Origin of the sequence: Lentzea cavernae (assembly GCF_014653695.1) — a bacterium.
Taxonomy (GTDB): domain Bacteria; phylum Actinomycetota; class Actinomycetes; order Mycobacteriales; family Pseudonocardiaceae; genus Lentzea; species Lentzea cavernae.
In genome coordinates, this window is sequence record NZ_BNAR01000008.1 from 355,850 (window position 1) to 377,560 (window position 21,711).

The 21,711-nt window shown below is 67.6% G+C and carries 18 protein-coding genes; 7 read left to right on the forward strand and 11 right to left on the reverse strand.

Features of this window, described 5'->3' with window-relative positions:
• Positions 1-40: 40 nt before the first annotated feature.
• Positions 41-802 (reverse strand): alpha/beta hydrolase family protein, encoded by a 762-nt coding sequence (locus IE307_RS26970; protein WP_191302138.1) that lies wholly within the window; start codon positions 800-802, stop codon positions 41-43.
• 19 nt (positions 803-821) lie between these two features.
• Between IE307_RS26970 and IE307_RS26975 the strand changes: the two genes are divergently transcribed.
• Positions 822-2,576 carry a hypothetical protein gene (locus tag IE307_RS26975; RefSeq protein ID WP_191302139.1) on the forward strand — a complete coding sequence of 585 codons (1,755 nt, stop codon included), beginning with the start codon at positions 822-824 and terminating at the stop codon, positions 2,574-2,576.
• A 9-nt stretch (positions 2,577-2,585) separates the two neighbouring features.
• Here the strand turns inward: IE307_RS26975 and IE307_RS26980 are convergent, their stop codons facing one another.
• Complete coding sequence (locus tag IE307_RS26980; RefSeq protein WP_191302140.1) at positions 2,586-3,524, reverse strand: ABC transporter substrate-binding protein; 939 nt, start codon at positions 3,522-3,524, stop codon at positions 2,586-2,588.
• A 238-nt stretch (positions 3,525-3,762) separates the two neighbouring features.
• Between IE307_RS26980 and IE307_RS26985 the strand changes: the two genes are divergently transcribed.
• From IE307_RS26985 to IE307_RS26995, 3 genes are read left to right on the forward strand one after another with little or no spacing between them, the layout of a single operon-like run.
• Positions 3,763-4,785 (forward strand): quaternary amine ABC transporter ATP-binding protein, encoded by a 1,023-nt coding sequence (locus IE307_RS26985; protein ID WP_229905091.1) that lies wholly within the window; start codon positions 3,763-3,765, stop codon positions 4,783-4,785.
• Between the two features lies 1 nt (position 4,786).
• A complete protein-coding gene (locus IE307_RS26990; RefSeq protein ID WP_191302142.1) occupies positions 4,787-6,739 on the forward strand; it encodes an ABC transporter permease in 1,953 nt (650 codons plus the stop codon).
• A 12-nt stretch (positions 6,740-6,751) separates the two neighbouring features.
• A complete protein-coding gene (locus IE307_RS26995; RefSeq protein WP_191302143.1) occupies positions 6,752-7,714 on the forward strand; it encodes an ABC transporter substrate-binding protein in 963 nt (320 codons plus the stop codon).
• Between the two features lie 69 nt (positions 7,715-7,783).
• Here IE307_RS26995 and IE307_RS27000 read toward each other — a convergent pair whose 3' ends face one another.
• The 4 genes from IE307_RS27000 to IE307_RS27015 all read right to left on the reverse strand — a co-directional run bounded on the left by IE307_RS27000 (position 7,784) and on the right by IE307_RS27015 (position 12,096).
• Positions 7,784-7,960 carry a hypothetical protein gene (locus tag IE307_RS27000; protein WP_191302144.1) on the reverse strand — a complete coding sequence of 59 codons (177 nt, stop codon included), beginning with the start codon at positions 7,958-7,960 and terminating at the stop codon, positions 7,784-7,786.
• A 182-nt stretch (positions 7,961-8,142) separates the two neighbouring features.
• Positions 8,143-9,606, reverse strand: coding sequence for a PKD domain-containing protein (locus tag IE307_RS27005; RefSeq protein WP_191302145.1), 1,464 nt, complete (start codon positions 9,604-9,606; stop codon positions 8,143-8,145).
• Positions 9,607-9,619: 13 nt separating this feature from the next.
• On the reverse strand, positions 9,620-11,080 hold the full coding sequence (locus IE307_RS27010) for a PKD domain-containing protein (RefSeq protein WP_191302146.1): 1,461 nt from the start codon (positions 11,078-11,080) through the stop codon (positions 9,620-9,622).
• Positions 11,081-11,196: 116 nt separating this feature from the next.
• Positions 11,197-12,096, reverse strand: coding sequence for a glycoside hydrolase family 18 protein (locus IE307_RS27015; protein WP_191302147.1), 900 nt, complete (start codon positions 12,094-12,096; stop codon positions 11,197-11,199).
• Between the two features lie 105 nt (positions 12,097-12,201).
• Between IE307_RS27015 and IE307_RS46965 the strand changes: the two genes are divergently transcribed.
• Together IE307_RS46965 and IE307_RS27020 are read left to right on the forward strand one after the other, a co-directional pair.
• Positions 12,202-12,297 (forward strand): helix-turn-helix domain-containing protein, encoded by a 96-nt coding sequence (locus IE307_RS46965; protein WP_229905092.1) that lies wholly within the window; start codon positions 12,202-12,204, stop codon positions 12,295-12,297.
• Positions 12,298-12,307: 10 nt separating this feature from the next.
• Positions 12,308-13,375, forward strand: coding sequence for an RNA-guided endonuclease InsQ/TnpB family protein (locus IE307_RS27020; RefSeq protein ID WP_229905093.1), 1,068 nt, complete (start codon positions 12,308-12,310; stop codon positions 13,373-13,375).
• 2 nt (positions 13,376-13,377) lie between these two features.
• On the opposite strand, the gene IE307_RS27025 is transcribed toward IE307_RS27020, so the two are convergent.
• Genes IE307_RS27025 through IE307_RS27045 form a run of 5 tightly spaced genes read right to left on the reverse strand, consistent with a single transcriptional unit; the run spans position 13,378 to position 20,369 of the window.
• Positions 13,378-16,287 (reverse strand): alpha-mannosidase, encoded by a 2,910-nt coding sequence (locus IE307_RS27025; protein ID WP_191302148.1) that lies wholly within the window; start codon positions 16,285-16,287, stop codon positions 13,378-13,380.
• Between the two features lie 6 nt (positions 16,288-16,293).
• Complete coding sequence (locus IE307_RS27030; RefSeq protein ID WP_229905094.1) at positions 16,294-17,400, reverse strand: glycoside hydrolase 5 family protein; 1,107 nt, start codon at positions 17,398-17,400, stop codon at positions 16,294-16,296.
• Between the two features lie 31 nt (positions 17,401-17,431).
• Entirely contained in the window at positions 17,432-18,253 is an 822-nt protein-coding gene (locus tag IE307_RS27035) for a carbohydrate ABC transporter permease (protein WP_191302150.1), read from the reverse strand.
• Positions 18,250-19,119, reverse strand: coding sequence for a carbohydrate ABC transporter permease (locus IE307_RS27040; RefSeq protein WP_229905095.1), 870 nt, complete (start codon positions 19,117-19,119; stop codon positions 18,250-18,252). Before IE307_RS27040 ends, IE307_RS27035 begins: the two co-directional genes overlap by 4 nt.
• On the reverse strand, positions 19,116-20,369 hold the full coding sequence (locus tag IE307_RS27045) for an ABC transporter substrate-binding protein (RefSeq protein ID WP_191302151.1): 1,254 nt from the start codon (positions 20,367-20,369) through the stop codon (positions 19,116-19,118). Before IE307_RS27045 ends, IE307_RS27040 begins: the two co-directional genes overlap by 4 nt.
• Positions 20,370-20,480: 111 nt before the next feature.
• On the opposite strand from IE307_RS27045, the gene IE307_RS27050 reads away from it, so the two are divergent.
• Entirely contained in the window at positions 20,481-21,470 is a 990-nt protein-coding gene (locus IE307_RS27050) for a LacI family DNA-binding transcriptional regulator (protein ID WP_191302152.1), read from the forward strand.
• Positions 21,471-21,711 lie beyond the last annotated feature (241 nt).

The window sequence follows — 21,711 nt, forward strand, 5'->3', positions numbered from 1 at the left end:
AATGTCCTGGTCCGCGCGCGGGACATCGAGCCGACTCGGCTCACCTCACCAGGTAGCGGCTCGCCCACGCCGTGAGCACCTCCGCCACGTAAGCCGCGTCCCCCCGATCCGTCAGCAGGTGATCCGCACCGTCCAGCGACACGAACGACTTGGGGTGGCGGGCCGAGTCGAAGACGAGCCGGGCGTTGTCGATGCCCACCGTGTCGTCCTGCGGGGAGTGCATGACGAGCAGCGCGCGGTCCAGGCCCGAGATGCACGCCGTCTGGTTCTGCTGGTTGATGTCGTGCAGGAAGCCGTTGCTGATCCGGAACGGACGCCCGGCCAGCAGCACCTCGGCCACGCCGTGGGCCTCGATCTGCTCCTTGGACGATCCGAGGAGGTGCTCGACGTGGGAGGTGTCGAACGGGGCGCCGATCGTCACGACCGCGCGCACCTCGGGGATCTGGTGTGCGGCCGCGAGGACGGCCGCGCCGCCCAGGGAGTGTCCGATGAGGACGCTCGGGGCGCCCATGGTGTTGCGCAGGTGGCCGGCGGCGCAGACGAGGTCGTCCACGTTGGAGGTGAACGTGGTGTTGGCGAAGTCGCCGTCGGACTGGCCGAGGCCGGTGAAGTCGAACCGCAGGACGGCCACGCCGCGTTCGGCGAGCCCGCGGGAGATGCGCGTGGCCGCCACCGAGTCCTTGCCGCAGGTGAAGCAGTGCGCGAACACGGCGGTGGCCACCACGTCACCGGCGGGCAGTTCGAGACGGCCCGCCAGTGCTTGGCCGTCGATGCCCTCGAAGACCGCTTTCCGGTTGTCCATGCCCTCTATGGTGCGTCACGTGCGCTATCAGTACCTCGACGGCCGGCTGCGGCGGGCGTTCGACGACGCCGGGCTCGATCGCGGGCAGCGGGCGCTGTTGCAGGGGGTGTTGCGCGCGCTCGACCCCGACGCGCACCTCGGTGAGCACGTGGCCGGTCTCAACAGTGCTGTTCTCGCTGTCACGCGGGCTCGGACGGCGCTGGAGAGCCATGCGACGGAGGACCAGCCGCGGTGGAACCTGTTGCGGCGCGTCGTCACCACCTCGCTGGCGTGCGTGGACGCGGCGAAACCCGCGTACGTGCACGGAGGGGCCGGGGAACTCGCCCAGGCGCGCAGGGTTCTCAAGAGCGTGGACGCGGCCATCGTCCAAGACGGGCAGAAGCTCGATCCGCAGGTCACGGCCGCGGCTGCCGCGAAGCTCGACCCGGTGGCGCTCGAGAACGCCGTGAAGGGGTGGATCGCTCCACTGTGGAACGGTGTCGCGCTTCCGCTGCGCGCCAGGATGATCGCCGAGGTCGCGGTGGTCGTGGCGGTGCACGGGCGGGACGGCCGGCATCTCCGCACGGACCTGTTGCGGTGGCTGAAGAAGCCCGGTGATCTGGCCGAGGTGTTGTGGCCGCGGGAGCAGCGGCACGTCGTGGCGCTCGTGGTGCGGGGCGCGCGGGTGCTCCGGCACCTGGACGAGCTGTTGCCGCAAGCGCGGCAGGAACCGTTGCACCGCACCATGTTGCCGAAGGACGACTTCCTCAAGGGCGCCGTCACCGGGTCGTCGGTGCTGGTGCGGCTGCCGGTCGAGGCCGCGGACGTGCACACCGCCGCGCAACGCGGCCGGCGGGTCCTGAGCGAGGTGCTAGACCAGTACGCGGCGGGGGAGCGGCTCACCGAGCTGCACATCGCGCCGCTCTGGCAGGTCAGCGGGCCGGGTGGGCGGGTCACGCGCGGCACCGAGCACCAGCGCACGGTCGGCAACGCCTATCCGCTCACCGCGCACTGGCCGGCCGAGCTGCGCAGTGCGATGCGGGTCGCGAACCTGGCACGGCAGGTCGACGCGCCGATGGCCAGCGCCGGGCTCGCGTGGAGCGCGCTGGAGGCGACGGGGCTCGATCCGAGCAAGATCGCGTGGCTGGCCAAGGGCTGTGCGCTGCAGATGCTGCGGCAGCACCTCGTCAGCCTGCACGTCGTCGTCACCACCCACGACACCGAACTGCGCAAACCGCTCGACGCGCACGTGCCGACCACCGGCGTGAAGCACCACCTGAAGTCGGTGGACGCGTGGCTGGACGTGTTGACCCCGCACAACCGCCCGGCCGCGGAGCTCGACGCTGCCCAGAAGGCACTGACCGCGCTCGCCGAGAGCGAGGGCGGTCTGGTCCAGGACCTCGCGGAACTGTGGCGCGGCAGGCTCGCGGACTCGAAGGTCCTCGCCGCCTGGCTGCGGGAACAGGAGGACACCGCCGCGGCGCTGCTGGAGTGGCTCTACGTCACCAGGAACCTGGCGTTCCACGCGGGACGGTTCGCCTCGCCCGCCGACACGCTGACGGCGCACGCCGGGCAGGCCGTCGCGGACCTGACGCTCGAGTTCCTCGGGAACTGGCGCACCGTCGAAAGGCGGCAGAGCCGGCAGGAGACCTCCGCCGTGGAGATCTACCGCCGGCTCGCGCAACGCGCGGATCAGCTGGTGGCCCGGCTCAAGCGGGCGGGGTCGGTGCGCAGGCTGAGCGTCGAGGACATCTCCGGCCCGGACGAGAAGTGGTGGTCCCGGGGCACGAGTTGAGGCCTTTAGTTACGGTTTCGCCTTCGTGAGCCAGTCGTCGACCCGGTCCGGGTTCGCCTCGACCCAGCGCTTCGCCGCCTCGTCCGGCGACATCTTGTACTTCGCGATGAACGACGCGACCGTGTCCTGCTCGTCGTTGCTCCACTGGAAGTTCTGGACCAGCCGGGCGGCGGGGCCGCCCTTGTCCACGAACTTCTTGGACGCGATCTTGTCGAGCTCGTAGCGCGGGTAGTCGCAGGCGACCTTGGCCGGGTCGGCGTCGCAGCCCGCCGTGTACTCGGGCAGGTCGATCTTGACCAGCTCGATGTCGAGGTGCAGCCACTGCGGTTCGAAGAAGTAGCCGATCAGCGGCGTCTTCTTCTCCTGCGCCTGGCGGAAGGCCTTGATGCTGGCCTCCTCGCTGCCCGCGTAGACGACCTTGTAGTTGAGGTTCAGGTTCTTGACCAGGGCCTCGTCGTTGGTCACGAACGACGGGTCGCCGTCGAGCACCTGGCCCTTGCCGTCGGACTGCGCGGTCTTGAACTTGTCCGCGTACTTGTTGAGGTTCTGCCAGTTCGTGATGTCCGGGAACTCCTTCTTCATCCACGGCGGCACGTACCAGCCGATGGCGCCCTTGTTCCCGGACGGGCCGACGCGCACGGCGGTGCGCTTCTCGTCGATGTACTTCTGCTTCAGGTCCTCGTGACCCCAGTTCTCGAGGATCACGTCGATCTCGCCGGAGTCGAGGCCCTGCCAGGCCGTCTGCTCGTCGACCTCCTTCTTCGTCACCTTGCAGCCGAGTCGCTTCTCGGCGAGGTACGCGACGACCGCCGCGTTCGCCTCGTAGCCGACCCACGGGTTGACCGCGATGGTGATGGAGTCGCAGGGCTCGGTCGGTGCCGCCGAACTGGATCGCGGCGATGCCGTTGATCCGCCGCCACATCCGGCAATCGTCAACACGAGCGTCATTGCGAGAGCGATTCTGGGGGCTTGCACGAACAGCTCCTCATCGGAGGGGAAGAGCGGTGCAGAAGACCGCTCACCGCACTTTTTCCCGATCGATCAGACGGAGTCAAGTCATGGGATGACCGGTTGTCCACAAAGGATCAGATTTGTATCAGCCCTTGACCGTACTCGTGCGAAGGTCAATGCTGTCGCGCATCGAGAAACGGTGTGCGCAGTCCGCAACAGGTCGGAGTGGTGTGGCGTGGATCCCGTGATTTCGGTCAGGGACCTGTGGAAGGTGTTTGGCCCCAACGCACCGCGAGTGGCGGCCTCGGACGAGCTGAAAGCGTTGTCGCGGCAGGAGTTGATGGACCGCACCGGCGCTGTTGCCGCAGTTCGGGGCGTCGACTTCGACGTCGCTCCCGGTGAGATGTTCGTGGTGATGGGATTGTCCGGTTCGGGCAAGTCCACACTGGTCCGTTGTCTCACGCGGCTCGTGGAACCGACCGCGGGCACGATCATGTTCGAAGGCGAGAACATTCTCGAGGCGGACGCGAAACGTCTGCGCGACCTGCGCAGGAACAAGTTCTCCATGGTGTTCCAGCACTTCGGTCTGCTTCCGCACAGGACCGTCGCCGACAACGTCGGTTACGGCCTGGAAATCCGCGGGGTACCGCGCGTGAAACGCGGGGAGCGCTCCCAGGAAGTAATCGATTTAGTAGGCCTGGCCGGCTACGAGAAGTCCTATCCCGACCAGCTCTCCGGCGGCATGCAGCAACGCGTCGGTCTCGCGCGCGCACTCGCGGGCGACCCCGACGTCCTGTTCTTCGACGAACCGTTCTCCGCGCTCGACCCGCTGATCCGGCGCGACATGCAGTCCGAGGTCATCAGGCTGCACCGCGAGGTCGGCAAGACGATGGTGTTCATCACCCACGACCTGAGCGAGGCGCTCAAGCTGGGCGACCGCATCCTGATCATGCGCGACGGCAAGGTCGTGCAGGTCGGCACCGGCGACGAGCTCGTCGGCGCTCCGGCGGACGACTACGTGCGCGACTTCGTGAAGGACGTGCCGCGCTCGAACGTGCTGACGCTGAAGTGGATCATGCGTCCGCCGCGGCCCGACGACGACCTCGACGGCCCCGAGCTGGCGCCGGAAACCGTTGTGCGGGAGGCGGTGCGCAGCGTGCTGGGCGCCGACAAGCCGGTGAAGGTCGTGCGGGACGGCGAACTGCTCGGTGTGGTCGCGAACGAGGAGATCCTCGGGGTCGTGGCCGGGGAGGCGTGACATGGCCGCCGTCACCGCCGTCACCGCGGCCCCGCAGCAGCCACCGCGCCTGTTCCGGCACCGGAAGTCGCTGATCTTCGGCGGGATCGTCCTCGCCTGGCTGGTGCTCTGGGTGGTGTTGCGCGACACCTGGACGCTCTCGCTCGGTGCCGCCGACCTCACCCCGCTGCACCGGTGGATCAACGACGTCAACGACGCCGTCGGCGCGTCCAGGAACTCGAACCCCGTGTTCCTGTACTTCTTCAACGAGATCCGGCTCGTCATCGACGAGTTCGTGACCTTCGTCCAGGCCCTGATCGCGCAGCCGTCGTTCGGCAGGCCCGTACCGGTGATCGGCTGGCTCGGCGTGGTCGCGATCGCGGGCTTCGTCAGCCTCGCGGTCGCCGGCTGGCGGATCGCGCTGCTCGCCGTCGCGGGCTTCGTGTTCCTCGGCCTGCAGGGTCTGTGGCAGGAGAGCATGGACACGCTCTCGCTCACCCTCGCGGCGGTCGTGATCTCGTTGCTCGTCGGCATTCCGCTGGGGATCTGGGCGGGACTGTCCGACCGGGCCAACCGCGTGCTGACGCCGGTGCTCGACTTCATGCAGACGATGCCGACGTTCGTCTACCTGGCGCCGTTGACGTTGTTCTTCCTGATCGGCCCGGCGAGCGCGACGATCGCGACGCTGATCTACGCCGCCCCGCCGGCGATCCGGATCACCGCGCACGCCATCCGCTCGGTGCCGCGCACCACCGTCGAGGCGAGCGAATCCCTTGGCGCGACGCGGAACCAGACGCTCGTGAAGGTGCTGCTGCCGTCCGCGCGCAAGACCATCGTCCTCGGCGTCAACCAGACGATCATGGCCGCGCTGGCCATGGTCACCATCGCCGCGCTGATCGACGCGCCGGGGCTCGGCAAGACCGTCGTGAAGGCGTTGCAGACCCTCGACGTCGGCACGGCGTTCAACGCGGGCCTCGCGATCGTGGTGCTGGCCATCGTGCTGGACCGCGTCACGACCGCCGCCGCGTCGGAGCGCCGCACGCTCCCGCGCTGGGCGCTGTTCGGTGGCGCCGGTGTGACGGCCGTCTGCGTGTACCTGTCGTACACCTACCTGTGGGCGGCGGAGTTCCAGTCGGACGTGGAGATCGGGAGCTCGATCAACAAGGGCGCGACGGCCGTGACGGAGTGGGCGCAGGACTCGCTTCCGGTGCTCACCGGCGGTTTCAAGGACTTCGTCACGTTCGCGTTGATCAACCCGCTGCAGGTGTTGCTGGCCGAGTCGCCGTGGTTCCTGGTGGCGCTGGTGATCACGGTGCTGTCGTTCATGATCGGCGGTGTCCGGTCGGCGATCGTCTCCGCCGTGTGCGTGGCCCTGCTGATCGCGACCGGCCTGTGGCAGGACTCGATGATCACGCTGGCGTCCACGCTGGTCGCCACCGTTCTGGTGATGGCGCTCGGGATCGTCGTCGGTGTCTGGATGGGCCGCAGCAGGCGCGCCGACCGGGTCATCCGGCCGGTCCTCGACGCGGCTCAGGTCATGCCCGCGTTCGTCTACCTGGTGCCGTTCCTCGCGTTGTTCTCCGCGTCGCGCTTCACGGCGATCATCGCCGCGGTGGTGTTCGCGGCGCCGGTGGCCATCAAGATCATCGCCGACGGCATCCGGGCGGTGTCGCCCGCGACGGTCGAGGCGTCGACCGCGCTGGGGTCGAGCTCCTGGCAGACGATCGTGAAGGTGCAGCTGCCGATGGCCCGCGGGGCGCTGACCCTCGCCGCCAACCAAGGACTGATCTACGTGCTCTCGATGGTCGTCGTCGGCGGTCTCGTCGGCGCCGGCGCGCTCGGCTACGACGTGGTGGCCGGGTTCTCGCAGGGCCAGTTGTACGGCAAGGGGCTCGCGGCCGGTCTCGCGATCGTCGTGCTGGGCGTGATGCTCGACCGCCTCACCCAGGCGGCCGCCAAGCGGTGGACCAACTAGGAGGTTCGGAAAGTGGCTAGGCACAGCGTGCTGGGAACCGTGAGCGCAGGGCTCGTGGCTCTCGTGGTTTTGGCTGGTTGCGGTGGCGCCAAGGTCGGTGACACCTCCTCGGGTGCGACCGGCGACTGCGGCACGTTCAACCTCGCGATCAACCCGTGGGTCGGTTACGAGGCGAACGCGGCCGTGCTCGCGTACGTGGCCGAGAAGGAGCTCAAGTGCAAGGTCACCAAGAAGGAGCTCAAGGAAGAGGTGGCCTGGCAGGGCTTCGGCACCGGTGAGGTCGACGCCGTCGTCGAGAACTGGGGCCACGACGACCTGCGCAAGAAGTACATCGACGAGCAGAAGACGGCCGTCAGCGCGGGTTCCACTGGCGTGAAGGGCCAGATCGGCTGGTACGTGCCGCCGTGGCTCGCCAAGGAGCACCCCGACATCCTGGACTGGAACAACCTCAACAAGTACGCCGACAAGTTCAAGACCTCGGAGTCCGGCGACAAGGGCCAGCTGCTCGACGGCGACCCGTCGTTCGTGACCAACGACGAGGCCCTGGTCAAGAACCTGAACCTCAACTTCAAGGTCGTCTACGGCGGCAGCGAGACCGCGCTGATCCAGGCCTTCCGCCAGGCGGAGAAGGACAAGAAGTGGGTCATCGGCTACTTCTACTCGCCGCAGTGGCTGCTCAACGAGGTCAAGCTCGAGAAGGTGAAGCTGCCCCCGTACGCCGCCGGGTGTGACGCCGACGCCGAGAAGATCGCCTGCGACTACCCCGACTACGACCTCGACAAGATCGTGTCGAAGAAGTTCGCCGACGCCAACGGTCCCGCCGCCCAGCTGGTCAAGAACTTCAAGTGGACCAACGAGGACCAGAACACCGTGGCGAAGTACATCGCCGAGGACAAGATGAAGCCCGAGGACGCCGCCAAGAAGTGGGCGGACGCCAACGCCGACAAGGTCAAGGCGTGGCTGCCCAAGGCCTGACCTGACAACGGGTCGTGGGGGTGTGGTTCCTGGACGAGAGGAACCACACCCCCTTCGCTGTTTCCGGCATCACGCAGCCCGGGGCCCGGCGGGGACCTCAGGCTCGTGGCGGTGCGTCATCCGGTGCCACCACGACCGCGGCTTCCCGCCGTTGCGGTAGTACTCCTGGACGCGGCGGGCGTCCTCCCGCAGCGCTTCCTGCCGGTAGTCCATCTCCGCCTTGATCGCCTCGGGCGTCCACTCCATCTGACTCACTCCTCAGTCCGTTGCTGACAACGATGAGATTGCTCCTGAGGGGTGGGGCCTCACATCGGACGATCACCTAAGGCATCGCCGCGAACCCCTTACTCCGGGGCGGTGAGCAGACGAAAGAGCCCTCCTGCCACGACCTGAGGGGTCGTGGCAGGAGGGCTCTGGTCGTTCTGGGACTAGCTGATTCGTGCGTTCGCGGTCGTCTTGGCCGCCGCGCGCACCGTCGTGACGGCGATGATCTCGTTGTCCGCCGGTTGCGCGTCGTCGTAGTCGTAGTTGTTCAGCGACGCCACGAGCTTGAACGTGACCTCGCCCGCCGCCGCGTCAGCCGCGGTGTAGGTGTAGGCGAACGGGAACTCGACCTTGCCCGACGGCGACGCCGCCACGCGCTGCGTCAGGTAGCCGACCTCCTCGTAGTACCCGTGCACCGACTTGCGCATCAGGGCGACGCGGACGTTCTCGTCGTACCGGGTGTTGCCGACCGACACCTTGATCCGCTTGGTCTCGCCCGCGCGGGCCGTGGCCGGCAGGGACAGGCCGGACAGCTTGACGTCGTGCGTCGCCACCTCCAGCACCTGCTCGGAGCTGCCGGTCCGGCCGTCCTGCGTGGTGCCGGTGACGCGGACGGTGTACTTGCCGTCCTTGGCATAGCGGTGCTGGACGGTCTCCGAGTCGGTGATCGGCGCGGTGGCGCCGTCGCCGAACTGGACCTCGCCGCTCACCAGCGGCTTGCCGAGCGGGTCGCCCGAGCCGACCGAGAACGTGATGTCGTCGAAGATCGACGGCTGTTCGGGGTTCGGGTCGGCCACGGGCTTGATGGCCGGGGCGTTCGCGAGGCTCAGCTCGAACTGGCCCGCGTCCTCGACGCCCTGGGCGACTCGGATCAGGTAGCTCTGCCCAGCGGTCGCGGTGAACACCAGGCCCTGGTAATCGGAGGTGCCCGCGCAGTCCACTTCGGACAGGTCCGTCGCACGGCGGACGTTCAGGACCGGGGACGAGTAGCCCGTCCGCTTCAGCTGCACCGAGCGCGTGCGGTCCGGGGTGTACCGGAACCAGACGGACTGGCCGGCGTCGGGTCCGCAACTCGCCGTGAGCTCGTCCGGCTCAGCGGTCGCCCGGCGCAGGTCGCCCTCGAGCGTCGCGGGGAAACCGGTGACCGCCGCCGACGCCTGGTTGTCGTTGGCGGCAGCGGAGATCGTCGTGAGTTCGAAGCCGAACTCACGGCCGTTCCACGCGTAGTTCTCGATGAGCGCGAAGTGGTAGGTCGTGCCCGCGGTCACCGGGAACACGTCGGCGGAGAACCCGGTGTTGTAGCTGCAGGCGCCCGGAACCAGCGCGAGCGCGCCGCGGCTGCCGGTGTAGACGCCGAAGGCGGGCCCGCCCGAGGTCGAGGCTCGCAGGAACCCGTTCTCCTGCGCGGTGTAGCGCAGCCACACCGTCGACTCGCCCCAGTAGTGGCACGCGGTCGGGTCGTCGGTGGACTTGGTGGCGCCCGCGGTGCTCGTCTTCGCGCTGAACGGCAGCGCGGTGATCGTCGTGGCGTTGTCGAAGTCGTCGTTGGGCGGAGCCGCTGCGAGCGCGACACCGGGGAGCAGCGCGGTGGCCAGGGCGGCCGTCACCGCGGCGATGAAGATCCTCATGTTGTCCCCCAGGTCAGTTCATGGCCGAGTTGGTCACGGCGGCGGGACGCACGGTCGTGGCGATCGCGATGACCTCGTTGTCCAGCTTGCGGGCGTCCTGCGCCGGGTAGGGCAGCGTGACCACCGCGCGGAAGGACACCTTGCCCAACGCCGCGTCCTCGGGGGTGAACGTGTAGGAGAACGGGAACTGCACCTTGCGCGTGGGGTGCGCGGGGACGTCGAGCGTCGACTTGCCGACCTCGGTCCACGACGAACCGTTGGACCGGTACAGCGTCACGGTGGCCTTTTCGAGGTACCGCGTGTTCGCCACGTGCACGGTGATCGGCTTGCTCTGGCCCGCCCGCGCGGACGTCGGGACGGCGAACTTGGTGATGCCCACGTCGTGGGTCTCGACCTTGACCTCACCGGAGGCGGTGCCGGTGCGGCCGTCGGCCGAGGTCGCCTTCAAGGTCACCTGGTAGGTGCCGTCTGCCTGGTACCGGTGGTGCACAGGACCCTGCTGGGCCGGGAGCGTCGTGCCGTCGCCGAAGTCCCACTCCGCGGTCAGCTCACCGTCGATGTCGCCGTTCGAGTCGGCGTTGAACACCATGTCGCTGTAGACCGTGTTCCCGTCGCCGCTCAGGCCCATGTACGGCCGCAGTGGCGGCGCCTCGGTCAAGCTCACCGAGATCGGCTGGTAGTTGCGGTGCGCGGCGGTGAAGCGCAGGTAGTAGGTCGTGCCGGGAGCGGCCCGGAAGACCGCGCGCTGCACGACGTTGCCGTCGGCGCAGGTGACCTCGTTGAGGCTCGTGATGTCGGAGCCGGAGTACACGGTGACCGCGGCCGTGCTGCCCTGGACCTTCGGCACCACGGACAGCGCCTCGCCCGAATGCGTGTAGGAGTACCAGACCGATGCCCGCTGCTCTTCGTACACGCAGGTCGACTCGGGCTCGTCGGCCTCGAAGGACGCCACGGTCACGTCCGGCTGCGCGGTGAACGGCAGCGTGACGGGCTGGGCCTGGGCGAAGTCGTCGTTGGCCGCCGGGGCGACCTGGTCGAGCGAGAACTTCAGCGTGCCGCCACCGCTGCCGACGGCGAATTGGTACGTGGTGCCGGCCTTGGCGCGGAACGTGATCGGCGACGTCGCGCCGGTGCTGCACGCCTCGTCCACACCGCGCAGCTCACCGCGCAGGCCCGTGTTGGCCGACATGATCATGCTCTGGCTGCTGCCCGCGGTAGTGGCGCGCAGCAGCACGTCCTCGGCGGGGGTGTAGGAGTACCAGACCGAGCGTTCGACGGAGGTCTGGCACCAGTACGGGTCGTCCGGTGCCCTCGTCGCGCCGGCGATGTCCTGCTGATCGCTGAACGGCAGTGCGGTGACCTGCGTGGACGAACCGAAGTCGTCGTTCGACGGCGGTGCCGCGTGTGCCACACCGGGCACCAGCACCCCCGTCAGCACGGCGGCCGCGACCACCACTGACCTTGCAGAAGGCATGCGAAATTCCCCCAAGTCCCCAGACCCCAGCCTCCGAACGGCCGGAGGTTCCCCGGCCCTAGATCGCTTCGGGCCGGGTGTTCGTTGCACACCCGGCCTGAATTGCTCTGTTCGGCCTACTTCTGCATGGCCGTCACGTCCGCCGCCCACCTCCACGGCTCCGTGGTGCCGCCGGGCAGCGAGTTGAAGTACTCCCAGCCCGCCACACCACCGAAGTTCGTGTACTTGGTCTTCAAGCTCGTGACGGTGTTCTTCAGGGTCGTCATGGTCACGTAGCCCGACCCGCCGTTGGCCGTGCTGGTGAGCACGCCGAGCACGACCTTGTTCACCGGGATCACCCGGCGGCTGACGATCTGGTCGTAGTGCGCGGTGCTGCCGGCGTTGCCCCAGCCGTTGTAGAACTGGCCGTTGAACCACGCGATCTTCGAGCCGTGGCTGCGGTACAGCTCCTCGTAGTTGAAGCCGGAGAGGTTGCCGCCGCCCCAAAGCGCTGAGGCGACAGGGGAGAGCGTGACGATGAAGTTCGTGCCGAAGTCGGTCTTCAGCTGGTCGATGACGCGCCGGATGCCCGCGATCGACATCCGCTCCTCGACGTCGAGGTCGACGCCGTTGAGCTTGTAGGTGCGGATCGTGTCGCGCAGCAGCGGGTAGTAGGTGTCGAACTGGGTGTCGAGCCGCTGGAACGAACCCTGCGCGGCGCCGCCGACCATGCCGATCACGTTGACGCCGCGGGACTGCATCGCGGCGAGGTCCTGCCACATCTGCGTGTACCGCGAGTGCGACGGCGGGTGGTCGTTGAGGTGGACGATCCTGTTGTCGTTGGGGTGGATCGCGGCGACGAGCACGTCCGTGACTCCGGTGCCGCGGTCGAGCAGGGGTTTGGGCGAGACGTACGTTCCGGTCGCGCCGTTGCTGTACTGGGTCTGGTAGTAGACGACGGTTCGCTTCTGGGTGGCCGCCTGGGCCGGTGGCGCGGCGAGCGCCACCAGCAGCAGGGCGAGGAACAGCTTCTTCATCGAAACTCCCATCGGTTGAATTGCAGGGTTCTTCAGCCTTTGGAGAAAGTCCGGTGTGGACACCCGAGGTCCGCGTCCACGTTGCTTTGCAATACGTTGTGAGATGTGCCGGCTGAACTGCTGAAGCGGGCGTACAAGTACCGCTTCTACCCGACTGCTCAGCAGCAAGATGAGCTGTTGTGCACAGGCATGGCGTTGTGAGCAACGCAGCGTGAACTTCGCTCAAACCTCGGCCATGCTCACCAAGTGGAAGAGAACCGAGGAGTTGAGCTTCCTCAACGAGGTCTCTGCGGTCGCGTTGCAACAGTCGCTTCGACACCTCCACGTCGCGTTCGCGAACTTCTTCGGCAAGAGACCGAGCTATCCGCGCTTCAAGTCCCGCAGGCGGTCCCGTGCTTCGCCGAAGTACACCAAGGCGGGGTTCAGCTGGCGTGACGGTGAGTTGACCTTGGCCAAGATGGATCGACCGCTTGCAATTCGCTGGTCGCGTCCGCTCCCGGAGGGAAGCGCTCCCGAAACAGTCACGGTGTCGCGTGACCAGGCCGGTCGTTGGTTCATCTCTCTTGTGGTGGAGACGAGCACTCCCCCTCACCCGGTGATCCACGCTGCCGTAGGTGTCGACGTCGGCCTTTCGTCGCTCGTCACGATGTCCACAGGTGAAAAGGTCAGCAACCCCCTGCACGAGGTACGTGAGCGTTCCAAGCTCACGAGGGCTCAGCGGCGACTGGCGAAGAAGACGAAGGGTTCGGCGAACCGGGACAAGGCGAGGCGCGAGGTGGCGAGGATCCACGCGCGCATCGCGGACCGCCGACGCGACTTCCTGCACAAGCTGTCCACTCGACTCGTTCGTGAGAACCAAACGATCGTGATCGAGGATTTGAACGTGTCCGGAATGCTGCGCAACGGCAAGCTGGCAAGAGCGATGTCGGATGCCGCGTGGTCCGACTTTCGCGCCTTCCTGGAGTACAAGGCTCAGTGGTACGGCCGCACGGTGATCGCGGTCGACAGATGGTTCCCATCCAGCAAAATCTGCTCGGCCTGTGGGCAGAAAGCCGAGTCGATGCCGTTGAACGTTCGTGACTGGCGGTGTGACGGCTGCGGCGCGGCGCATGACCGTGATGTCAACGCGGCGAAGAACGTACTGGCCGCCGGGCTGGCGGTTGCTGCCTGTGGAGGCGACGTGAGACCAACCCGGCGACAGCCGGCGAGGCGGTTGCCTGCGAAACAGGAAGCCCGACCCGTGAGGGTCGTGGCCTCCCGTCTCCATGCGCGGAGGTGAAGTCAACTCGTGAATCGCAGGGTGATCACTTGGAAGGGGCGCAGCACCACCTCTGCCGACTGCTCGGCCAGGGGCCGTTCGAGCAGGTCGGTCTCCTGGATCGCCGTGTGGGCGAAGGAGGTGCTGATCGAGGCGCGGGCACGGCCGCCGTGCGCCTCGTAGAGCCGGACGACGACGTCGCCCGACCTGTCGTCGGCCAGTTTCACGGCCTCGACCCTCACCGCGGGGTTGTCCGTGCGCACCAACGGTTCTGGCGCTTGCGAGCCCCGGACGGTCTGCGGCGGCAGGTTGATGCGGTACCCGGCGTCGATCGCCTCCGGGATGCCCGCGCCGACCACGAGGGCGTAGCGGAAGCGGTGCTCGCCCTGGTCGGTCTCGGGGTCGGGGAACCTCGGTGCGCGCAGCAGGGACAGGCGCACGGTCGTGGTGGTTCCGCCGTCGTCACGGGTGGTGCGGGTGACCTCGTGGCCGTAGGTCGAGTCGTTGACCACCGCGACGCCGTAGCCGGGTTCGCCGACGTGCAGGTAGCGGTGGGCGCAGATCTCGAACTTCGCGGCCTCCCACGAGGTGTTCGTGTGCACCGGGCGGTGCAGGTGCCCGAACTGGGTCTCCGAGGTGGAGACCTCGGCGCGCAGGTCGAGCGGGAACGCGATCTTGAGCAGCTTCTCCCGCTCCTGCCAGTCGACCTCGGTGTCGAAGTCGACCTGCTTGGCGCCTTCGCGCAGCCGGATGGTCTGGGTGAGCACCGAGTCGCCGAACTTCGCCCTGACCACGACGCCGTCTTCCGAGTCGATCCGTTCGGACGGGATCAGGTCGGCCTTCCAGTTGCGGTAGAACGGGTCGATGTCCCAGGCGTCCCACTGGTTCGGGTTGTCGCGGTGCAGCTGCGGCATGCCCGCGAACCCGTGCGGCGGCAGGACTTCGCGGTCCTCCTCCAGGTCCAGAATGGACTCGACGATGCCGTCGGCGTCGATCGTGACGCGCAGGCGGCCGTTGTCCAGCACGCCGTCCACCGGTGCGACGAATGGTTCCGGCGCGTCGCCGCCGAGCACGTCGAACGTCAGCTCGTCGTCGCCGTCGCCCTTCACCGCGTCGATGGCCCGGGCGGTCAGGGCCTTGAGCTCCGACGCCACGCGGGCGTACGTCGCCTCGGCCTCGCGGTGCACCCAGGCGATCGAGCTGCCGGGGAGGATGTCGTGGAACTGGTGCAGCAGCACGGTCTTCCACAACCGGTCGAGCTCGTCGTACGGGTAGTCGGCGCCCTGCAGGGCAGCGGCGACGGACCAGTGCTCGGCCTCGCGCAGCAGGTGTTCGCTGCGGCGGTTGCCCTGCTTGGTCTTGGCCTGCGTGGTGTAGGTGGCGCGGTGCTTCTCCAGGTACAGCTCTCCCGCCCACACCGGTGCGTCCGGATACTCGTCCTGCGCGGCCTGGAAGAACTCGCGCGGCGGCTCGACCTTCACCGTCGGCGAGCCTTCGAGGTTCGCGACGCGGTGGGCGGTCTCCATCATCTCGCGGGTGGGGCCGCCACCGCCGTCGCCGTACCCGAACGGCACCAGGGAGCGCGAGGCCTTGGCGTGCTCGGCGTACTGGCGTGAGGCGCGCGCGAGTTCCTCGCCGGACAGCGACGAGTTGTAGGTGTCGACGGGCGGGAAGTGGGTGAAGATCCGCGTGCCGTCGATGCCCTCCCACCAGAACGTGTGGTGCGGGAACTTGTTGATCTGGTTCCACGACAGCTTCTGGGTGAGGAACCAGCGCGAGCCCGACAGCTTGATCAGCTGGGGGAGCGCGGCGCTGTACCCGAACGAGTCCGGCAGCCAGACCTCCTCGGTCTCCACGCCGAAGTTGTCGAGGAAGAAGCGCTTGCCGTGCACCAGCTGGCGGGCCATCGCCTCACCGCCGGGCATGTTCGTGTCCGATTCGACCCACATGCCGCCGACCGGCACGAACTGCCCGCCGCGGACCTTCTCGCGGACCCGGTCCCAGACGTGCGGGTGGTGGTCCTTCATCCACTCGTACTGCTGGGCCTGCGAGCACGCGAAGTAGAAGTCCGGGTACTCGTCCATCAGCTTGGTGACGTTGGAGAACGTGCGCGCGCACTTGCGGACCGTTTCCCGCAGCGGCCACAGCCAGGCGGAGTCGATGTGCGCGTGGCCGATGGCGGAGACCTTGTGCGCGGAGGCGTTCGCGGGCAGCGCCAGCACCCCGGCCAGTTCCTCGCGGGCCAGGTCGGCGGTCGCGGCGACCTCGTTGAGGTCCAGCGCGTCCATCGCCCGGTCCAGCGCGTGCAGGACCTTGTGCCGGCGCGGGTCGTGGTCCGGGAGCTCCTTCATGAGGCTCTGGAGCACCTCGATGTCGAGCATCAGGTGCCACACCTGCGGCTGGAACACCGCCAGCTCGGCCTTGAGGATCTTGTACAGCGGTTCGGTGCCCGCCGTCTGCTTGTCGCCCAGGGTGGTCGGCAGGAACGGGTGGAAGTCGAGGATCGTCGGGTTGCCCGCGGCCTCGAGGTAGAACAGGACCTCGCGGCCGTCGACGGGCAGGTAGGTGTTGCGCGGCTCGATGCCCTTGATGGGCATCCCGCCGGCGGTGTAGGCGAGGCCCTCGGACTGGAAACCGGGGCCGGGGTGGGTGAAGCCGAGGTCCAGCACGACCTCGACCTGCTTTCCCTTCCACGCCTCCGGGACGCTGCCGGTCAGCCGGAACCAGCTCGTGCTCCACGGCGCGCCCCAGGCGTCGCCGACCTGGGCCGGTTCGTAGGTGGCGCCGAGGGCTTCAGCGACGGGGACGGGCTCGTCCGGCACCGTCCAGACGGCGAGTTCCAGCGGCGCGGTCTCGCCGTAGACGGCCGGGCGGATGCGTTCCTTCAGCGTGCGGTTGAGTCGTTCTTCCAGCAGCGCGCGTTCGTCGTGCACGTCTCGTCACCCCAGCTCGATCGAGGCCCGCACGCCGTCGCGCGCGAGGCTCATCCACTCTTCGAAGAAAGCGCCGCCCGGTCCCCACGAGGGCCGGTCGCCGTGCAGCTTGATCGGCGTGCGGCCGGCCGGCTCGTGCACTGCCTCGCGCACGATCCGGGCGATCGCCTCGCCGAGCGGCTTGACCTTGCGTTCCGTCGTCAACAACCCCAACTCGTACTCGCGTTCGGGGAAGTCCACCAACGCACGGTCGACGTCGTGCGAGCACCACCACGTGATGCCCCACAGGTTCGAGCAGGTCAGCACGTTCGCAAGCGTTTGCTCAGCGAACCGCGGCGCCTGCTCGGCGCTGATCTCGGGCTGGGCGGCGCCGACCTCCTGCAGCCACACGGGCCGTTGCGGGTCCTTCGCGTGCGCCTTCGCCAGCTCGACGAGGTACTCGGCGTGATGAACGCTCTCTGGGGACATGGGCCCGTAGCGCTGCGCGGTGCCGTTGAAGACCCATGAGTGCACGGTCGTCATCGCGCCCTTGGTGGCCGCGTGCTCCGGCAGGAACGCGTGCTCGATCTCGTACCAGACGGCGTCGTACTCGGAGTGCACGTGCGGGTGGCCAGGTGCGGCCTCCTCGCACTCGGCGAGCAGCACGTCGATCCACTCGCCGGCCTGCTCGGGCGAGCACGGGTTCGACTCGGTGAGCAGGTTGACCTCGTTGCCCAGGGTGAAGCCGAGGAAGTTCGGCTTGTCCTTGAGTGCTTCGGCGAGTGTGCGGACGTAGAACCGCTGCCCGTCGATCACGTCGGGGTCGGTGAAGATGTTGCGGCGGTGCCAGGTCTGCACCCACGACGGGTAGAAGTCGAAGCTGGACAGGTGGCCCTGCAGGACGTCGACCTGGACGTCGAGCCCTGTGTCGTGGGCGGCGTCGAGCATCTGCGCGAGCTGCTCGACGGCCTTCGGGCGGACGAGGCCCCTGTTGGGCTGGAACACCGGCCACAGCGGGAACACCCGCACGTGGTCGAGGCCGAGACCCGCGATGGACTCGAAATCGGCTTTGACGTCGTCGAGGGAGAAGTCGAGCCAGTGGTGAAACCAGCCCTGGGAAGGTGTGTAGTTCACGCCGAAACGCAAGGTTGAGCTCCTCGGGGTGTCAGCCCTTGATCGCGCCTTCTCCCACTCCGCGGAAGAAGTGCTTCTGCAGCAACAGGAACAGCAGGATCAGCGGGACGACGGCGATGATCGTGCCCGCCGCCACCAGCCGCTGGTTCTGCACGAACGTGCCCTGGAGGTACGCCAGGCCGATGGTGAGCGTGTACTTCTCCTGGTCGCTCAGGACGATGAGCGGCCACAGGAAGTCGTCCCAGCTGAACATGAACGAGAACAGCGCCACCACGACCAGCGTGCCCTTCACCGACGGCAGCGCGAGGCGGGTGAAGCGCTGCCACGCGTTGGCGCCGTCGATGATCGCGGCTTCCTCGACTTCGGCGGGGAGTGCGAGGAAGGCGTTGCGCAGCAACAGGACGTTGAGCGCGGCGATCGCGCCGGGCAGCACGACCGCGGTGAGCGTGTTGGTGAGCCCGAACCCGCGCATCACCAGGAAAAGCGAGATCATGATCGCCTCGAACGGCACCAGGATGCTGCTCGCGAAGATCACCGCGGCGAAGCGGCGTCCTCGGAACTTCAACCGTGCCAATGCGTAGCCGGCCATGGCCGCGCCGAGGCAGTTCGTGATGACGTTGACGCTGGCCACGCCGAGCGAGTTGAGCGCGAACGACCAGACGGGCACGACGTCGGCCACGGCCGCGTAGTTGCCGAAGGTCGGGTCGTCCGGGATGAAGTCGGGGACGAAGACGTCCTCGTTCGGGCCCTTGATGCTCGTGACGAACTGCCACAGGAACGGCCCGATGCTGATCGCGAGGATGGCGAGCAGCCCGAGGTAGCGCAGGGCCAGGTAGGCGTGGGCGCGCTTCACAGCTGGTCCTCCCTGCGGTTGAGCTTCAGGGTGACCAGCAGCAGGCCCAGCAGGATCACGAACAGGACCACGCTCAGCGCCGACGCGTAGCCGACCTCACCGGTGAGGCCGCGGCCGACCGACTGGATGAGCATGACCAGCGTGGTGCTCGCCCCGCCCGGACCGCCGGTGCCGCCCGAGAGCAGGTAGATCTCCGAGAACACGCGGAACCCGTTGACCGCGCTGAGCGCCGCGACCAGCACCATCGTCGGGCGCAGGCTCGGCACGGTGACCGACCAGAACCTCCTGACCGGTCCCGCGCCGTCGACCATCGCGGCCTCGTGCAGGTCCTTCGGCACGTTCGCCAGCGCGGCCAGGTAGATCACCATGTAGTAGCCCAGGCCGCGCCAGACCGTCACCACCATCGAGCTGATCAGCAGCAGCGTCGAGTCGGTCAGGAACCCGATCCTGCTGCCGCCCAGTGCTTCCACCAGGTTGTTCACCAGGCCGCGGCTGTCGAGCAGCCACGTCCAGATGAGCCCGACCACGACCGTGGACGCGATCACCGGCGTGAAGAACGCCGTCCGGAAGATCCCGATGCCCGGCACGATCTTCTGCGCGAGCATCGCGATCAGCAACGGCAACAGCACCAGCGGCGGGACGACCCCCGCCATGTAGAGCAGGCTGTTGCGCGCGGCGGCCCAGAACTTGGGGTCCTGGACCATCCGCGCGAAGTTCTCCACGCCGGTGAACTGACCGCCGCCCAGTGCGCTCGCGTCCGTGAACGCGAGCACGATCATGTTCAGGAACGGGAAGATCACGAACAGCAGGCAGATGGCCAGTCCTGGAGCCAGGAACAGCCACGGCGTGTACGGGCGGTGCGTCACTTAAGCAGCCTGTTGCATTCGTCGACGGCGGCGTCCAGTGCCTGCTTCGGCGACTTCTTGCCGAGCATCGCGTCGGCCAGTTGCTGGAGCAGCGCCTCGCGCATCTGGTCGCTGAACTGCACCGGCGTGTAGTTCACCGCGGTCTTGAGCTGCTTGGCCGCGGCCACCCTGACCCGTGCCTCGTCCGTCCCGTCCTCGGTGGTGAAGTACGGGTCGTCGCCGCCCTTGCTGGTGCTGGGGAAGATCGACGCGAGCTTGGCGAACTTCACCTGGTTCTCGGCGTTGGTGAGGAACCGGCCGAACGCCAGCGCCGTCGCCTGGTTCTTGCTGCTCTTCGGCACGCTCACGCCGTGCAGGAACATGTTGGCGCTGCCCGTGTTCGTGATGGGCGTGGTGATGCCGATGTTCGCGTAGAGACTGGGAGCGTCGGTCTTGAACTTGCCGAGGTCGTACGCGCTGCCGGGGTTGAGCGCCGTCTGCTGCGCCATGAACTTCGCGCCGGCGCCGGTGTAGTTCTGCGTGAGCGCCTCGGGGATGAGCGCGCCCGCGTCGTACATGCGCTTGTAGCTCTCGACGAACTCGACGCCCTTGGGCTCGTTGAACGTGAATTTGTCGTTCTCGAAGAGTTTCACGCCGTACAGGCCGAAATCGGCGATGCTCGGGGTCTGACCGAGGATCGCGACCTTCTTCTCGGCGAGCTTGAGGGCTTGGGTTTCCAGCTCCTTGAAGTTCGTCGGTGGCTTGTCCGGGTCCAGGCCCGCTTGGCTGAACAGGGCCTTGTTGTAGAAGATCGGCCCGGTGTTGAGGTACCAGGGGAAGCCGTAGCACCCGCCCTTGCCGGGGATCTCGAACGCCTGCCAGGCGTTCTCGAGGTACTCGGGCTTGGCGTCCTTCAGGCTCTCGTCGAGGTCGACCAGCTGCCCCGCCTTGGCCAGCGGGAAGCTGAGGTCCGGCGGCACGTTGATGACGTCGGGAAGACTCCCCGCGCTCGCGTCCGCCATGACCTTCGCCAGGTACCCGTCCGCGGGCTGGTCGACCCACTTCACGGTGGTGCCCTGGTGCTGCTTCTGGAAAGCGTCGACGACACCGTTGACGTAGTCGGTGTACTTGGGCTTGAGGGACCAGGTCTGGAACGTGATCTCACCCGTGACCTGGCCGTTGGTCGCCGTGTTGGTGCTGGACGTGCCGGACAGTCCGCATCCCGCCACGGGCACCGCCGCCAGGCCCGCGAGGAACGTGCGCCTCTTCATTGACACCCACCTCCTTGCTCGCGGACCCTAGCTAAACCGGTTTATCTCCGGCTAGCCTCCGAACGTCTTGTTGTCTGGTTCTGGACAGGGTGCGGTTGCGGTGAGCGTGTGGTGAAGAGGCCGACCATCAAGGACATCGCGGCAGCGGCAGGCGTCTCCAAGGGCGCCGTCTCGCTGGCGCTGAACGGCCGCTCCGGCGTGTCCGACTCGACCCGCGCCCGCGTGCTGGACGTAGCGTCGTCCCTGGGCTACCGACCGTCGGTCACCGCCCGCGCGCTGTCGTCCGCCTCCGCCGACGCGGTGGGCCTGGTGCTGGTGCGGCCGCCCCGCGCCTTGGGCGACGAAGCGTTCTTCTTCCAGTTGATCGCCGGGATGCAGTCCGAGATGTCCTGCGCCTTGCTGCTGCAGGTGGTGGCGTCTCGCGACGAGGAGATCGCGCTGTACCAGCGGTGGTGGGCCGAGCACCGGGTCGACGGGGTGTTCCTGGTGGACCTGCTGGTCGAGGACCCGCGGGTCGAGTTGATGTCCTCGCTGGGGTTGCCGGCCGTGGTGGTGGGCGGGGCCGGGCATCACGGGTCGCTCGCGTCTGTCTGGGCTGATGACTACGCGGCCATGACTTCTGTGGTGGAGTACCTGAAGTCGTTGGGGCATCGGCGGATTGCCCGGGTGGCCGGGTTGTCTTCCCTGTTGCACACGGTTCGGCGGGATGCCGCGTTTTCTTCGTCCGTTGTGGACGGTGTTGTGGTGGCTGGGGATTACACGGCTGAGTCCGGGGCTGTGGCTACTCGGGAGTTGTTGTCCTTGGGCGAGCCGCCTACGGCGATCGTTTATGACAACGACGTGATGGCGGTGGCTGGGGCTGAGGTTGCTGCCTCGTTGGGGGTTGCGGTGCCATCTGAGTTGTCGATCGTGGCTTGGGATGACTCGGTTCTGTGTCAGCACGGGCGGTTGACGGCGTTGTCCCGGGACACGTTCGCGTTCGGGGCTCGGGCGGCTCGGGCTTTGGTGGCGGTGATCGGTGGGGCCCTGCCGTCTGATGTTGAGGATGTGTTGCCGGAGTTGGTTGTTCGGGGGAGTAGTGGGGCGCCTTCGCGTCCGTAGGTGGTTGGGTTGCGGGCGGTCCGTGCCTGCTGATTCCTGGGGCTCTGCCCCAGACCCCGCCAATCTGATCCGAAACCGGGCCCGCGCCGTCGGCGGGTTGATGGCACGCCTGTTGCGTTGGGCGGATGCGCGTTGCTTAGTTGGTTGCGTTGGCGTGGTGGTTTCGTCCCAAGTCGTACCAAGAGCGGGCCACATGCAGGTAGGGGTGTCAAGCGGACGAAGAGCGTGGAGTTGTCCCCGA